A 15,228-nucleotide genomic window follows, 5' to 3' on the forward strand; every position below is an offset into this window, starting at 1 on the left:
ATTACTGGGCATGGCCAGATCAAGGCCGAGCGCAGGAGATTCAGCACCTGCGTCGGGAGGTGGCTAAGCTCAAGGCGGAGCGCGATATTGTAAAAAGCCGCCGCCTACTTTGCGAAGACTCGATATGCAGATGAACGACCTCGCATCGCGCGACGAAGTTCAGTTCGGCAAGCGCCAGGATGCGGGCCTTGTCGAGCGAAGGTTGGAACGAGAAGTCGTAGCCGGTGAGTGTTTTGATGGTGTTCAGCCGGCCCATCCGCAAAGCGGTGCGGATGCGTCGTTCCTCGCGGAACGTAAGTTCTTCGAGGAGAAGCTGCTCGATCATTTCGAGCGCGGTAATTTCGCCGCGGTCGAGACGGGATACGCAGGTATCGACCACTTCGATGGCGCGCGGCATTTTGAGGCCAACCATGCTGATTTTGATGCGATCAAGCAGCGATGCAGTCGGATCGGGAAGCAGCGAGTTCATGCGCCAGCGCTGCTGTTCGAGACGTACGGACAGCACCAGCCACTCAACCGCCAGGCCGAACGTTTCGCGCGCAAAGGCGTCCCGCTGAGCACCTCGACGTTTGCCGACCAGGTCGGTGCCGCTGCCTTTGCGCTGATGCCGCTCTATCGCCTCATCGAGACGCACGTCCTGACCGGCGAGCGATTGCATGGCGACGATACTACCGTGCCCGTCATGGCCAGGTGAAGACCGATACGGCTCGATAGTGGGTCTACGTGCGCAATGATCGCCCGTTCGCCGGCGCCGATCCGCCCGCGGCTCTGTTCCACAACTCCCGCGGTTGGCGAGGCGAACATCCACGAGCGCATCTATCGTCTTGGTCGGGGATCCTGCAGGCCGATGCCTATGGCGGTTACGGCAAGCTCTATGCTTCCGGACGCATGCCTGCGCCCGTGCTCGAGGCCGGCTGCTTCGCCCACGCGCGGCGCAAGTTTTTCGAACTGGCCGACGTCGCCAGCGCAGCCCGCAAGAAGAGCCGCGGAGATCCTGCCGGCATGATCTATCCAATCGCGCTCGAGGCAGTGCAGCGGATCGATACCCTGTTCGATGTCGAGCCCGGCATCAACGGTAAGGACGCGGCCGAGCGGCTCGCTGTGCGCAAGGAACTGAGTGTGCCGCTCATGGCCGAGCTTCACGCCTGGCTCACCGCCCAGCTCGTCAGGCTGTCGCGCAACCACGATCTCGCCAAGGCTATCAATTACATGCTCCGCCGCTGGGACGCCTTCACCCGCTTCCTCGACGACGGCAGGGTATGCTTGACGAACAACGCGGCAGAACGCGCTCTGCGCTGCGTGCCACTCGGGCGGAAGGTCTGGCTGTTCTGCGGATTCGATCGCGCAAGCGGCAGGTGTCTGGAAAACTAAGGGCTACTCACTATGCTGTCATCGTTGGATCCGTTGGTGACGGTAATGGCGATCATATCAAAGTAGTTTCTAATCAGCAGCGCTCATTTGATGGCTTGGAGAATGCGACATATAAGATGCGCAGAGCAGTCGATATGATGTAATCTGTTCGGCAACTGCTCTAGGGCGTAAACTCCGGGCGTCGCAGGTCGGAGTTATGGATATCTTTGGGAGTGGCCGGCATCACGCGGTGCTCGTGCTCACGTCGTAATCCTCGCAGTATTCGGCGAAGCGCTCGCGGATTTCTCCGGCGGTGAGGCCGTAATCGGCCAGGTCGTAGGTGTGCCTGCCGAAACGATCCTTGGGCTTGGCGTCCAGGTAGTGGCGCATGTTGGTAAACGCATCGGCGCTCAATTCTTCTCCGAAATGATCGTATAGCCGGCGAATGGTGCCCACTGGGTCGCGAAGCTGTTCGTTATAGAGAACGTCGTGGATCGCATTGCGGCCATGGCGTCGGCGAAACATGTTCTGCCGTGCGATCATGAGTTCGAAGGTTTCCACCATGTCGCGGCCTATGGCTTTTCGGTCCACCGTGTCGCTGAACATGCGGCGCACGTTCCAGATCAAGCTGCATGCCGACCCGACGACTTCGACGGGGTCGCGGTGGGTCATCACCAGGCGGGCATCTGGATAGATTTCGTGCAGCGCGTCCAGATAGAGCGGATGCCAGGGGTTTTTCAACGTCCAGCGCCCCTGTGTCTGGGACTGGAGCAGTTGCAGCAGGCGCTTCTGGTAGCGGAAGGCAGGCCGATAATCCGCCTTGTCCAGGAACCAGCGATGATAGCTTGGTACGTGATACTGGGAATCGAAAACTTGCGAGATGAAGCTGGGCGCCATCGAGAACTGGCACTCGCATGGGCTGTCGCCATCTTCGTGATGGATCGCGGAAATATGCGGCATGGTCTTCAGAGAACGATCGACCTGCGCTTGCGCGGCCTCGTAGCGGGGGCCGGCGTGAAGTTCTTCCGGCTTCGGCGGCGGCACCGAGGCGAAGGCCTCCCAGCGCAGGAAGCAGCGGCGGGCCGGGTCTTCGTTCAGCAGGTTGATCGTCAGCGTCGTGCCTGTGCGGGGCAGGCCGAAGACGAAAGTCGGCTTCTCAACAGGCTGGGTCAGGATTTCGGGATGACGGGCCAGCCAGTTTTCCACCTGCATGCGGTTGGCGAGGTACCCCGTCACCGAGCGCGTGAAGATCGCCAGACCTGTGTCGGTCAGACCCGCCTCGGCCTCCACGGCTTCGGTGAGGATCCGTAACGGCTCGCGGACTTCCGTATCATCCCACGTGGCGTTGCCGGATTGCGCGCGCGCGCCGGCGAGGATGGTTTCGGCCAGTGTCATCGATCTTCTCCCGTTCCCTCGGGCGCTGCCGTGGTCCCATGGCGCGCTGGTTCTTGCCGCAATTCTGTTGCCCGCTGCGCAGCGCTGCAATCGCGCCCGGAATTGCCATCCAGACGCATTTTGGAAATCGGGCCATATAGCGGCGCCGAGAGAACACTCTCAGCGCGTGGCCGTCATCCCCGTGTGGTAATCGGGCTGCGCGGGATCTCCGAAGGCGGCCAGGATGCGCTCGTGCCGCGCGCGCAGCCCTTCGCGATAGTCGGGATGGGTGATGATATAGGGTTCGTCATGCTCCACCGCGCGCACTACGGCGCGGCCGAGCCAGACGGGCTCCATCATGTTCGCCTCGATCACCGCCCGGCGTGCGGGATCGCCGGCGCTTATCTTGCCGAGGTCCGCTTGGGACATGCGGCTGCGGGTGAGCCCGGGGAAGAGCGTCGATACGCCGACGCCCTGCGGCGCCAGTTCGTCCCGCAAGGCATCCGATAGGGCGAGAACCGCGAACTTGCTGGCGGAATAGGCGGCAAAGCTGGCGAACGGCGTCAGTCCGTTCATCGACGAGGTGTTGACGATATGTCCTTCCCGTCGCGCCGCCATGAGAGGGCCGAACGTCTGGATACCGTTATAGACCCCGGTGACGTTGATCGCCATGACCCGCTCGAATTCCTCCGGCGGAATGTCGAAGAGCGGTCTGAACCCGGTGGAAATTCCCGCATTGTTGCACAGCACGTCGACCGCGCCGAACCGTGCTTCCGCCTCGACCCGCGCAGCCTTCCAGCTTTCGGGGGACCGGACGTCGAGCGGGAGCGTCATGACCTCTACCGATCGAGGCAATCTGGAGGCTTCCTCCTGCGCGAAACCCTGGTCGATATCGGCCAGCACGATCCTGGTCCCGCGCTCTGCGAAAGCCTGCGCGATGCCGCCACCGATCCCGCCGCCTCCGCCGGTGATGAATACGGTTTTGCCCTCAAGGTCTTTCATGCTGCTTCTCTCCTGTCGGTTGCGGACCGGGTAATGCGCAGCCGGTCACGCCACGGCGCGCTTACGATTTCGTCCGGACCCTGAATTTCGACGGCCAGGGCGACATGGGCCAACGCGAACATCAGGTCCATCAGCCGACGTTCCTGCGGTGCAAGCTCTGCCAGCGGCTGTCCCTTCAGTGCAGTCAGCGCCGCGTCCAGGAGCGGTGCTGCGGCTGCAAAAAACGCGGCGCGCGCCTCCGCGCTGGAGGCGGAGCGCTGCGCCGCGCGATCGGCGGTGGTGGCCAGCGCCCATGTATCGACGAAGGGCTCCAGTGCGGCGAATCCCTCTGGAAGCAGCCCGCTCATATCCGCTCTCCGATTTCGCTGGCATAGGCGCGGACTCGCCCGTCCACCTCGTTGAACAGATGGCGGCACAGCGCTTCCATGTGCTGGAAGTGGATGTGGCTGAGCGCGCCGCTTTCCAGCCCACGCTGGCCGCGTTCGATCATGTCGATATCTTCGGCATGGATGTCGCGGATCTGGCCGAGCGAATATTCTCGCGCGAAGCTTTCCGCCGCATCGGCATCGTCTCCCGACCAGTAGACCCGCACCACCCCGCGCGAACGGTTGGCGGCGATCGGATAGACGGTGTGCGAAAACGGCTGCGTCGGCGTGCCGATTACGAAGAGATTGGGAAAGAACGCCAGATAATCGCGGCCATGCGGCAGATCGAGAAGGCCCCGGCGTTTCAGCGCGGGAATGCCCTGCATTGCCGCATGGCGCTGGAACGGCTTGAGATCGGGGGCCGGGTTGGACCAGATCTGCTGCGTGCGATGCGGTCCGCAGAAGCCGACGCTGGCGGGGTAGCCGAACCGGTTGTCATCCCCGATCGCGGCCTGGCCCGAACGCGGGTGGATGAAGCGCAAGTGGTAGTTTTCCTGGAAGTTGTCGTAAGTCAGCTTCCAGTTCGCGCCAATCTCGTAAGTGTATTCGCTGAAAGTCGTGGCCCGGGCGACGGGCATGGCCTCAAGCCGCGCGGCATAATCGCCCAGCCATTCGCGCAAGGGCATAGCGTCCAAGGCGAAATTCACGAACAACATGCCGCCGCATTCGTCGATCCGGACCTGCGGCAAGGCGCAGTCGCTCTTGTTCATGTGAAACGCGTCGAAATCGGGCGCGGAAAGCAGCGCGCCGTCGGTGCCGAAAGTCCACATGTGATAGGGGCAACTGAACCGGGTCTGCTGGCCGGCGGCCTCCGCCACCAATTGGGTGCCGCGATGGGTGCAGACATTGTGGAAGGCCCGGATCGCCCCGTCCCGTCCCCGCACGATCAACAGCGATGCCTTGGCGAATTCCAGATCCCGCCGCACGAAACTGCCCGGTTCCGGCACTTCGCAGACATGGCCGACATGGACCCAGTTGCGCAGGAACACGGCCTTGCGTTCCAGCTCGAACCAGGCGGGGTCGTAATAGGGGAGGGCGGAAACGGGGGCCGTTCCCAACCAGGAGACGTCATCTGCCGGGATCGGCTGATAGGCCGGTGCCGCCACCGTCATGGGCATTTCCTCTCGCGTTCTGTTTCCCCGGTTCTAACGCAAGATTGAAATGATTCTCAACAGTGTTGTCGAAAGTTTTACTCGTGCGGCAGACCGTCGCGCCGGAGCATCCGTTGGTGTTCCTTGCGAAAGCGCTCGATTATCGTGTCGTTATCGAGGTCCGGCCGCACGCTGCCCTTGAATACGCGCGGGCCAATGATCGCCCCCACGAGCATCAAGGTGCAGTAGACTTCCACATCCACGTCGCCAGCGTTCGCAAGCGATGCCTCGTTTGCGGAGATGAAATCGTCCCACTTGAGGTAGTTCTGGCGAATGTCGCCGGGAGAGATGAACTTCTCGATCCAGAGCTTGATGAGATCCGGGTTCTCCAGCACGAAACGGCCGACGAAATCGATCCGCTCCGGCTGCGGGCGCGCGGCAGTGAAGCCCTGCACGATCTGCCCGGAAGACCAGGAACTGACGGCTTCCAGCAAGGCCTCGCGATCCGCAAAATGGTAATAGACGGTAGCGCGGTTCAGCCCCACGGCACGCGCCAGCGCCGTGATCGATAGCGCTTCCACGCCTTTGTCCGAGATCAGGCGCACCGATGCCTCGATCAGCGCCTGGTGGGTGGCATCGTAGCTCTTGTTGCGGCGGGTGCGGCCGGCGGGTGTAGTGGCTCGGGACATACCGACTGCATGCACCACCTTGTGCCAGCGGGAAAGGAGCGAAGCAGCTCGCGTCCGATGCTCAAGGCGCACCCAGGTACGACTAGGCCGGCCGCACAGGACATCGTGGTGATGCCGCAAACTGCTCAAAAAAGGGAATGCAGGCTGGCTCAGTTCCCGAGTTCGGCCAGAAAGCGGGTTTCGGGAATGCCCTCCACCAATCCCTGAAGCCCGAACTGGCTTAGCCCGATGGTCATCAGCGCCAGCGTTCCCCGCAGTTCGTCCGCGCTGGTGTTACGGGTGATGAAGACCAACCGGGTGCGACGATCTTCCGATGGCCAGGCGTCGAGAAGGATCGGCGGATGGAATATGTGCTGCACGCCGTGGATCACCACCGGGCGATCTTCCCCGACAAGGTTGACGATGCCTTTCACGCGCAGGATATCCGCGCCCTTGAAGGCGGAGAGGATATCCAGCCAGCGCTCGAAAGCGTTGGGCTTGAGCGGTTCGTCGAAGGTGAGGCAGGTCGCATGGATCGACCGGTCGTGGCGGTTGACGTCGTGCCCGTGATCATGTTCGGCCCGTTCATAAGCCTCGGCCCTGAGCCAGCGCTGAACGTCGTCGCTCTTCGTCTCGGGGTTGTACAGTCCGGCATCGAACAGCAGTCGCGGCTCGACGTTGCCGTTGGTGGCGATGACGATCGGCGCGGCCGGGTTCAGAGCGGCGAGGCGGGCGGCAACGCGGCTGCGCTGCCGGGGAGAGACCAGATCGCTCTTGGTCAGCAGGATGCGATCGGCAACGGCGGCCTGCTTGATCGCTTCCTCCTGCGTGTCGAGCGTGGCTTCGCCTGCTGCCGCATCGACCGTGGCGATCACTCCGTCGAGCCGGTAGAGCGTCAACAGCCGTTCGTCGGTCATCAGCGTGTGCAGGATCGGCGCGGGATCGGCGAGGCCGGTCGTCTCTATGACCACGCGGTCGAACCAGCAGGTACCATCGCGGCTGAACCGCCAGGGGGCATCGCGAAGGGTGGCGACAAGGTCGCCCCGGATCGTGCAGCACAGACAGCCGCCCATCATCTCGACGACGAGATCCTCGGTCGAACGCGCGACGAGATCGTGATCGAGGCCGACCGAGCCGAACTCGTTGATGATGACGAGCGCGCGGTTCATCCGCTCGGACTGGACGAGGTGGTTGAGCACGGTCGTCTTGCCGCTGCCCAAAAAGCCGGTGAGCACCGACACCGGGATCAGCGATTGCGGGCCGGTGAAAAGAGCGCTCAAGACGCTTCTCGCTGATCGGCGGCACGGCTAGGCATGTCGAGCACCAGCAGCAGTCGCGACAGGCCCGAGCCCGCTATCGGTGGCGAACGATGGAGAATGGCAGGCGTGTCTGCCCAGATCCGGCCCTTGAACAATCCGACTTCACCGGCATGGAGGTGGTTGATCGGCGTGTCGGGCCCGCCGTCCGCCTCGATCCACTGCGTGCCGGGTTCGGTAAGCGGCGTGATGAGGCGCGCGGTGACGTTGTCCATGTGGAACTTGCGGCAGGCATCGGTCTCGACCACCTCGAGGCGCAGACGGACCGTCTGCGTGTTCATGATCCGCGCGAACCGGCGCGCCAGTGCGGCGATCTCGGCAGCGAGCACGGCCGCGCGTACGCCTGGGGGATAGCCGGCATTCTCCAGCGCGGCGGCAAGGACGGCGGGGGGCTGCGCTACCGCCAGGCTTTCCTGCAAATCGTCGATCTCCTCGAAATCGAGCGTGTTCAGCCAGTCCAGACCCTGCGGACGAGATCGCTTCCACAAAACAAGATGGACGGCTTCCTCATGAATGCGTTCGAGAACGGCGGGCTCATCGGACGCGATCCATGCCGTGCGGACGGGTTGCGGCACGGTGAGGCTCACTGTGCCGCCTCCAGTGCCGGGGAACCCCAGAGCGGGAAGGGATCGTCCAGATGCTGCCACGCTTCGGGCGTGAAGGTCTCGGCAGGCAACAGGCAGGCATCCAGGCGGGCGCGGATACGGGATTCGTCCATGCCGATACCGATGAACACCAGTTCCTGCCGACGGTCGCCCCAGTCCCCGTCCCAGTGCTGCGCGACGAAGCGTTCGAAGCGATCGTCCTCGGGCCACTGGTTCTTGGGCCACTGATTCTTGGGAATGCTGGCCCACCACCGGCCCATCCGCGCGGTCTCGGTCTGCGCGCCGGCAACGGCCAGTTCGCCGACCCAGTCCGGCCGGGTGGCGAGCCAGAAATGCCCCTTGGCGCGGACCACGGCATCGAGACCGTCGCCGGTCAGGAAGGCATGGAAGCGCCGCGGGTCGAACGGGCGGCGAGCGCGATAGACGAAGCTCTCGATCCCGTATTCTTCCGTTTCAGGGGTATGGTTCGCATAGCCGTATAGCTCTTTTGCCCAAAGAGGGTGCTGCGCGGCCTTTTCCTCGTCGAACGACCCGGTATCCAGGATCGCGTCAAGCGGCACGAGGCTGCGATCGCTGGTCAGAATGCGCGCATCGGCGTTGAGGCTGGCGACAAGCTTCTTCACCACCGCAAGCTGGTCGGCGGAAACGGAAGAGGCCTTGTTGACGATGACGACATCGGCGAATTCGATCTGCTCGACCAGCAGGCCGACCAGGCTGCGCGTATCGTCCTCACCCAGCGCCTCTCCGCGATCGGTCAGGAAGTCCTGGCTGGAATAGTCTTTCAGCAGGTTGATCGCGTCGACGACGGTGACCATCGTGTCGAGCCGGGCGACATCGCCCAGGCTTTGCCCGCCCTCGTCGCGGAACGAGAAAGTGCTGGCGACCGGAAGCGGCTCGGAAATGCCGGTGCTCTCGATGACGAGATAATCGAACCGGCCTGCCTCGGCCAGCGCTCGCACTTCCTTCAGCAGATCGTCGCGAAGCGTGCAGCAGATGCATCCGTTGGTCATTTCGACCAGGGTTTCCTGCGCGCGAGCAAGCGCTGCATCGCCGCCCCGTACGAGGTCGGCATCGATGTTCACTTCCGACATGTCGTTAACGATCACCGCCACCCGGCGCCCCTCGCGGTTGGCGAGGATGTGGTTGAGCAGAGTGGTTTTCCCGGCGCCAAGGAAGCCGGACAGGACAGTGACTGGCAGCTTTTCGGTCTGCCTGACGGGCGTTGCGGGTGAGAGCGTCATGAGAACTTTCCTGTATGATATGAGATAACATATCATCAACCTTGAGGGGTTGGAAAGTCCCTATTCATCGCGAACAAGCTTTGGTGCTAGGCTGGCCTGCTTTGACGTTATCGATGATGTAGGGTGATCCGACGAGGCTCGGCAGGGTGATTTCAAGGCAGCGTCTGCAATACGCCGCCCTGAGCTGCGGAAATGCGCATGGCATCCATGATCTTCATGCACGCCAGGCCGTCGTGAAATGTCGGCGGGGTCACGCAGCCTTGCGCGGGGCGGCCTTCAATTCGATCCTTCATGGTTTCTGCGAGCCGCGTGAACGGCCCCAGCTCGAACTGGGCGAGACGTTTGGCCGTCGCGGGATCGTCGGTATGGGGCGGCTTGGGGAGTTCCAGTTCCGGCGGAACTTCCAGCTGGCGCGTGCCGGTGTCGTCAGCCAGGAAGACTTTGCCGCCATCGATCCACACGGAGCCTTTGGTGCCGGCGCATCGGCATAGACTTGCGGGTGGGCCCCAGGCGCCGGCGGACTGTTGCAGCGAGCCTTCCATGCCGTTCTTCATGACGAAACGCATCGAGTAGGAATCCTCGGCGCCTTCCGGGCGGTCGGACACGGTAAACAGATTGGCGCTCAGGGAATGAAAATCGCCGAACCAATCGCGAATCTGATCGATCAGATGCGATCCGCCCGCGCCCAGCCAGCCCCCTCCGGCGCCCTTTTCGAACCACCAGGACGGCAGTCGAGCGGATGGATCGGCGCAGAAGGGAATGAATTGATCCATCGCCAGGAAGCGTGGCTCGCCGATCAGACCTTCGTGAATGGCCCGGCCGAATAGCGCGCGCTCCGGCAACCAGCGGAATTCGTGCGCCACCATATGCACGATCCGTTCCCGTTCGGCAGCGGCAACGAGTGCCTCGCCTTCCGCGGCGTCGAAGGCGTAAGGCTTCTCGCAAAGGACGTGGCAGCCCCGATCGATTGCCTGGTGAGCGAGCGGCGCGTGGGTATCGGGCGTGGTGGCGATCGTAACCAGTTCGGCGCCAGTTGCGGAAATGGCTTCGCCAAGGTCCGTGAAATGAGCCGGTATGGCGTTGTCCGCGGCCTTGCGCGCGAGTTTTTCCTCGTTGCGCCCGACCAGCGCCACCACTTCGAAGCCTGCGGCACGCAGCGCCGGAACGTGAACGCGGCTGCCGAATCCGGTTCCGACGACGATAGCTGGTATGGTTTTCATAAAGGTCTTTCCGCCGTGCAGACCGCTGCGCGCGGCTGTTCCGAGGCGCGTCGAGTCCGTTCAGGCTCACCGTTTGCGAAAGCCGCCCGCGAATTGGTTCTCCGATCGGATCCGCGGAGGCTATCGCATCAAGGAAGGGGGCGCCCATCGGATCCGCCATTGCAATGCCTTGTGAGACGCGCGGGCCTATGCCCGCGCTTCGGCGTGCTCCTTGAACATGGTCATCACGTCGCCGGAAGTGACCGGGCGGGGTAGGCCGCCTTCGAATGGCCGCGCGCCGCCCGAAGACTTCGGGCTGACGTCCACAGCCTTGGCGGCGGCGCGGGCCCGGCAGGCGCCCACGGTCATGTCCTCCAACCGGTTGTGCTGGAGAAAGTCGTCGAAGCGGAACCAGCGAAGAGCATTGCCGTAAGTGACCTTGTCGATCTGCTCATCGGTCAGGTGCTTGACCGAATCCCAGAGATATTCGGGCACTTCGGGCCAGAGCGTATCCGAGTGGGGATAATCGCATTCGTAGGCGACGTTGTCTTCGCCGATCTCCTCGATATGGCGAAGGCCGAAGCGGTCATCGACGAAGCAGTTGAGGAAATGACGCCTGAACAGGTCGCTTGGCTTCAATTCCTGGAAGCGGGAATGCGTCCAGGCCTTGTGACGCCAGTTCGAGAAGTCGGCGCGTTCCATGAAATAGGGTACCCACCCGATGCTGCCTTCCGAGATGGCGATGCGCATATCGGGATAAGCATGAAGCTCTTCGAGTTGCAGCCAATCGGCAACGCCCTGGGCTACCGAGAGCGGCATCGTCGAGATCCATGCCTCGATCGGGGTTTCCATCGAGGCATGCGGCGCGGGATTGCCGCTGCCGATGTGCAGTGCGACGGTGGTGTCGGTATCGGCAATCGCCTTGAAGAACGGATCCCAGTAATCGTTGTGGATGCTGGGCAGCCCTTGCACCGTCGGGTTTTCGTTCATCTGGACGGCGCGGAATCCTTTCTTCGCAAGCCGATGGATTTCGGAAACGGTGGCATCCATGTCCCAAGTGGGCAAGACGCCGAGAGGTATGAACCGGCCCGGATAGGCCATGCACCATTCTTCGTAGTGCCAATCGTTCGCGGCCTGCATGTGTCGCAGGGCGAGGTTCTTGTCGGGCGCCTGGTGGAAGGTCTGCCCATCGAAGACGATGGAGTTGCCGAAGCACATCGAAGCGGCGATGCCGTTCACGTCCATGTCGTCGATACGGGCATGCACATCGTAGCAGCCGTCGCGAAGCTGATCCAGCGAGGTCGGTTCCATGCCGTATTCCTCGAAGGGCCTGCCGACCACCGCGTTAAGGCCCACGGAGCCTTTCAGGCGGCCCTGATACTCCCAGAAATTCTTGCCGTTCTTGTCGATGCGCAATTTCGGCGCGGAGGCCAGAAGATCGCCCGAAAGCTGATTGTCGAACATCGTGGGCGGCTCACAGATGTGATCGTCCACGCTGATGAGGACCATATCGTTCATATGCATTTTGCAGCATCCTGCTCTGGTTGCTGTCATGGCTTGCGCGGCGCGGCGGAACTCCGTCGGCGACGCTGGCAGCCTGACGCTTGGCATCGATAGTCCACAAGAAAGCGCGCACTGTCGAGCGCCGCTTGCAAGCCGGCGCCCTCATGCCGCGCTATTCGCCCTCGCGATATTATCGCTGAGGTCGGCGGATCGCTTTATCCCATTGGGGATCGCGGTCATTCGGTGTGCCTGACTAGGTAGTGAGTGCTATCATTTGATCGATCGCATCTGTCGTGAAAGGGACCGGCATGAGACCCATAAGCCTCGAATCCGCGAGCACTCTGGGATTACCGCCCCTTGAGTCGGTGCGCCTGGCGGCGCGGCTGGGCTATCAGCATGTCACCACCGTCCTGGAGCCGTTCCGCAAAAGCGTGGAAGGACATCCGCATTTTTCGCTGCGAAGCGATGCCGCGTTGCGCCGCGATCTACTCTCCGTCCTGGACGATACCGGCATAAGCATCGCTTCGGGAGAGGGCATCGCGATCGTTCCGGGGCGCGACGTGCGAGAGGCGCATCTGCGCGATATCGAGATCATGGGCGAACTGGCAATTCCCAGACTTACTGTCGTGAGCTTGGATCCCGACCTACCAAGTACGTTCGACCAACTGGCGCTTCTGGCGGAGCTGGCAGGCTCCTTCGGCATCGAAACCCTGATCGAGTTCGTGCCGATCTTTCCGATCCGCAATATCGATATCGCCTTGCAGGCCATCGAGCATGTGGGCCGCAGCGATTGCCGGATGATGTTCGATACCATGCATTTCTGCCGCGCGGGCGGCCGGCCGGAAGAGATCGTCCATGTCGATCCGAATGCGATCGGCTATATCCAGATTTCCGATGCTCCCTGCGAGGCGGTCATTCCCGACTACATGAACGAGGCGGTGTGCGAGAGGATGGTTCCGGGCGAAGGAGAGCTTCCTCTGGCGGAAATACTGGCGGAACTACCGGGCGATCTGGTCGTCGGGATTGAAGTTCCGCAGCGGTCGGCGGCGCTGGCGGGCGTTTCGCTAGAGACCCGAATGGCGCGCTGCCTTTCGGCGACCCGTCGGCTTTTGGGCCAAGATCTCACCGGGTAATCGACTAAGCGACTCAGAACGCGACGTGGACCTTGGTTTCCTCGTTAGGCGCGCGCAGCATGGCCATGGTTTCCGGCAGGCGGTCCAGCGAAATCGTGCTGGAGATGATCGCCTTCGGATCGACATGGCCCTTGTCCATCTGGTCGGCGATGTAGTGAAATTCCCTCATCGAATAGCCGACGGAGAAGTGCATCGAGGCGCACTTGTAGGAAGCGATCGCCGGTATCACGGCATCCGGCGATGTGCAGAAACCAAGGCTGACGATCCGGCCGAACGGCGCGACATGATGGAGGGCCTTCATCAGCATGCCTTCGGCTCCGACGCATTCCAGCACGATGCCGGGCGCTTCGCCCAGGGCTTCGACGACTTCGCCGATTTCGCCCTCTCCATAAGGGATGAAGCTGTTCGCTCCCATCTGACGTACCAGCGCTTCGCGCCTGGGCGAACGTGACATCACCGTAATTCTTCCGGCACCCAGCCGGCGCGCCCAGTAGATCGCGTAAAGCGCGACGGTGCCGGCGCCCAGCACGAGCACGCTGTCGCCGGGTCGGATCGCGGCGAGTTGCACGCCATAGAGGCTGATGGCCAGGGGTTCGATAAGTGCCCCGTCCGCCATCGAGAGCACCGAGGGCAGCGGCGTCGCCACGCTTTGCGGAATGGCCGCGAACTCAGAGAAACCGAACATGGCGGAGCCGGCCTTGTCCTCGCACAGCACGTTGTTGCCATGCGACCGGCACGTCCGGCATGCCCCGCAAGCGACCGAGGGGATGACGGAAATCCTGTCTCCCACCCGCAAGGTGTCCACGCCGGAGCCCAGTTCCACGATCTCGCCTGCGTACTCGTGACCGAACTGCACGTTCGCCCCGTAATCCCACATGTCGCCCCGCGTCATCGAAAGGTCGGTTCCGCAGATTCCGCAACGGGAGACGCGTATGAGCACCTCGCCGGCGGCAGGGCGCGGTTCGGGAACGGTCTCGATGGTCACGGGTTGCCCGTGACCGGGATAGATCGCTGCTTTCACCGGCTTTTCTCCAGAAGGTCGTAACGGTCGATATAGGCCCGGAACGGTTCGCGCGCCTGGTCTGCCGTCATGCCGAAATCGGCGATGTCGTATCGGTGGGCACCGCGCGAGAGTTCCGGCTTCTCGGCGATGCGTTGCTCGAAGCCCGGTATGAGCGCATCGGGAATGTCCATGTCGATGAAGGCGTAGATGCGTTCGAGGACCGCCATGGGATCGGCATGGAAATCGGCATGGACGACATCGAGAACCTGTCCCGGGTGGCGTGCGCGCACCCGCTCGGCCTTTTCCACCGCCTCCGACCACTTGGCCACTTCGCGGATGAGCATGTTTTCGGATCGTTCCTGAAGCCGGCCTTCCTCGAACAGGGGATGGAGGTTCTTCATCAGCGACACGAGCGAGGGGATCGCCTTGCCGGGATCGCGGTGGGTCTGGATGACCTTGGCGTCGGGGAACACGGCGAAGAGCAGGTCGAGGTTTTCGATGTGCCCCGGGTTCTTGAGAAGCCATCGCTTGTCCGGCTCGTTGCTGCCGATCAGTTGAACGCAGGCGCGGAAGTGATCGTAGGAAGCGGCTTCCGACTGGCTTCGCCACCAGGCGTCGTAAGTCTGGGCGGAAGGCCCCGAGCAGGCGAGGATGTTCGAGGTGAACCCGTGCCAGAGCACCATGCAGCACTCGTGAACTTCCTCAGCCGCGCGAAAATGGGCGGCCTGGTGGCCGGGAACGGCGGCATGCTGCGCCTCGATGCCGGCCATCGTCTTGCGAAACTGCGGGTAGTCGGTCCAGGTATCGATCGGCGGCCGCGGCATCGGCGCATCCAGAAGCCAGGTCTGGAGCCCCTGAAAACGCTGATCCAGCGCCATGAGGCGATGCAGGGCTGTGGTCCCCGTGCGCGGAACGCCGGTGATCACGACGGGGCTGACGACGGGGTGGCGATCGAAGCCGGGGTTTCGCTTCATGGAGAGATAGGCATGCGCTCGTCCGCGCAATACGCCTATGATCTGGCCCCAGGCCGCGCGTCGGCCCTGCTCGTGAAAGCGGGGGTCGTAATCCATTGCATGAAGATAGGCGTCGAGCCCCGGCAGGTAGTCGTCAGGTCCGAAATCGCTGCTTCCGATCTCCGCCGCGACAAGCTCGTGCAAGGCGTCCCCGGCATGACGAAAGGCACTGGGGGGATCGTAGCTTGTATCCATCTTGATGGTATCCTTGCCCGGAAACGCGACGCAGGCGGTGGCCGGACGGGCAACCGATGCATGCAAACACTGGACGATACCTTTAGACAGTCAAGGCTATCTAGAGTCGA

At 62.7% G+C, this 15,228-nt stretch carries 13 protein-coding genes and 2 pseudogenes; 2 read left to right on the forward strand and 13 right to left on the reverse strand.

What is annotated here, in order from left to right; genetic code table 11:
- Window positions 1-145: 145 nt before the first annotated feature.
- Window positions 146-469: pseudogene (locus tag ACI3K3_RS09885) on the reverse strand (ATP-binding protein); the annotation flags it as partial.
- A 9-nt stretch (window positions 470-478) separates the two neighbouring features.
- Here ACI3K3_RS09885 and tnpC point away from each other — a divergent pair.
- A pseudogene (gene tnpC, locus ACI3K3_RS09890) lies at window positions 479-1,356 on the forward strand (IS66 family transposase); the annotation flags it as partial.
- A 237-nt stretch (window positions 1,357-1,593) separates the two neighbouring features.
- Here the strand turns inward: tnpC and ACI3K3_RS09895 are convergent.
- From ACI3K3_RS09895 to ACI3K3_RS09940, 10 genes are all read right to left on the reverse strand, one after another.
- Window positions 1,594-2,745: a sulfotransferase family protein gene (locus tag ACI3K3_RS09895; RefSeq protein WP_404913416.1), complete on the reverse strand. Its 1,152-nt coding sequence runs from the start codon at window positions 2,743-2,745 to the stop codon at window positions 1,594-1,596.
- Between the two features lie 159 nt (window positions 2,746-2,904).
- On the reverse strand, window positions 2,905-3,726 hold the full coding sequence (locus ACI3K3_RS09900) for an SDR family NAD(P)-dependent oxidoreductase (protein WP_404913417.1): 822 nt from the start codon (window positions 3,724-3,726) through the stop codon (window positions 2,905-2,907).
- A complete protein-coding gene (locus tag ACI3K3_RS09905; protein ID WP_404913418.1) occupies window positions 3,723-4,073 on the reverse strand; it encodes a hypothetical protein in 351 nt (116 codons plus the stop codon). Before ACI3K3_RS09905 ends, ACI3K3_RS09900 begins: the two co-directional genes overlap by 4 nt.
- Entirely contained in the window at window positions 4,070-5,263 is a 1,194-nt protein-coding gene (locus ACI3K3_RS09910) for an aromatic ring-hydroxylating dioxygenase subunit alpha (protein WP_404913419.1), read from the reverse strand. The genes ACI3K3_RS09905 and ACI3K3_RS09910 overlap by 4 nt, the downstream gene beginning before the upstream one ends.
- 77 nt (window positions 5,264-5,340) lie before the next feature.
- Complete coding sequence (locus ACI3K3_RS09915; RefSeq protein WP_404913420.1) at window positions 5,341-5,931, reverse strand: TetR/AcrR family transcriptional regulator; 591 nt, start codon at window positions 5,929-5,931, stop codon at window positions 5,341-5,343.
- Window positions 5,932-6,080: 149 nt separating this feature from the next.
- Complete coding sequence (locus tag ACI3K3_RS09920) at window positions 6,081-7,190, reverse strand: CobW family GTP-binding protein (protein WP_404913421.1); 1,110 nt, start codon at window positions 7,188-7,190, stop codon at window positions 6,081-6,083.
- Window positions 7,187-7,813 carry a DUF1826 domain-containing protein gene (locus ACI3K3_RS09925; protein WP_404913422.1) on the reverse strand — a complete coding sequence of 209 codons (627 nt, stop codon included), beginning with the start codon at window positions 7,811-7,813 and terminating at the stop codon, window positions 7,187-7,189. The genes ACI3K3_RS09920 and ACI3K3_RS09925 overlap by 4 nt, the downstream gene beginning before the upstream one ends.
- Entirely contained in the window at window positions 7,810-9,072 is a 1,263-nt protein-coding gene (locus ACI3K3_RS09930; RefSeq protein ID WP_404913423.1) for a GTP-binding protein, read from the reverse strand. The genes ACI3K3_RS09925 and ACI3K3_RS09930 overlap by 4 nt, the downstream gene beginning before the upstream one ends.
- Before the next feature lie 152 nt (window positions 9,073-9,224).
- Window positions 9,225-10,292 carry a Gfo/Idh/MocA family protein gene (locus ACI3K3_RS09935; RefSeq protein WP_404913424.1) on the reverse strand — a complete coding sequence of 356 codons (1,068 nt, stop codon included), beginning with the start codon at window positions 10,290-10,292 and terminating at the stop codon, window positions 9,225-9,227.
- Between the two features lie 186 nt (window positions 10,293-10,478).
- On the reverse strand, window positions 10,479-11,789 hold the full coding sequence (locus ACI3K3_RS09940; RefSeq protein WP_404913425.1) for an amidohydrolase family protein: 1,311 nt from the start codon (window positions 11,787-11,789) through the stop codon (window positions 10,479-10,481).
- Window positions 11,790-12,082: 293 nt separating this feature from the next.
- Here ACI3K3_RS09940 and ACI3K3_RS09945 point away from each other — a divergent pair, with 293 nt between their 5' ends.
- Window positions 12,083-12,907 (forward strand): sugar phosphate isomerase/epimerase family protein, encoded by an 825-nt coding sequence (locus tag ACI3K3_RS09945; protein ID WP_404913426.1) that lies wholly within the window; start codon window positions 12,083-12,085, stop codon window positions 12,905-12,907.
- 13 nt (window positions 12,908-12,920) lie between these two features.
- Here the strand turns inward: ACI3K3_RS09945 and ACI3K3_RS09950 are convergent, their stop codons facing one another.
- The gene (locus ACI3K3_RS09950) at window positions 12,921-13,928 is read right to left on the reverse strand and encodes an alcohol dehydrogenase catalytic domain-containing protein (RefSeq protein WP_404913427.1); all 1,008 of its coding nucleotides are present in this window, start codon (window positions 13,926-13,928) and stop codon (window positions 12,921-12,923) included.
- On the reverse strand, window positions 13,925-15,118 hold the full coding sequence (locus ACI3K3_RS09955; protein ID WP_404913428.1) for a sulfotransferase family protein: 1,194 nt from the start codon (window positions 15,116-15,118) through the stop codon (window positions 13,925-13,927). Before ACI3K3_RS09955 ends, ACI3K3_RS09950 begins: the two co-directional genes overlap by 4 nt.
- Window positions 15,119-15,228 lie beyond the last annotated feature (110 nt).

Source organism: Novosphingobium sp. ZW T3_23 (assembly GCF_044987305.1).
Classification (GTDB): domain Bacteria; phylum Pseudomonadota; class Alphaproteobacteria; order Sphingomonadales; family Sphingomonadaceae; genus Novosphingobium.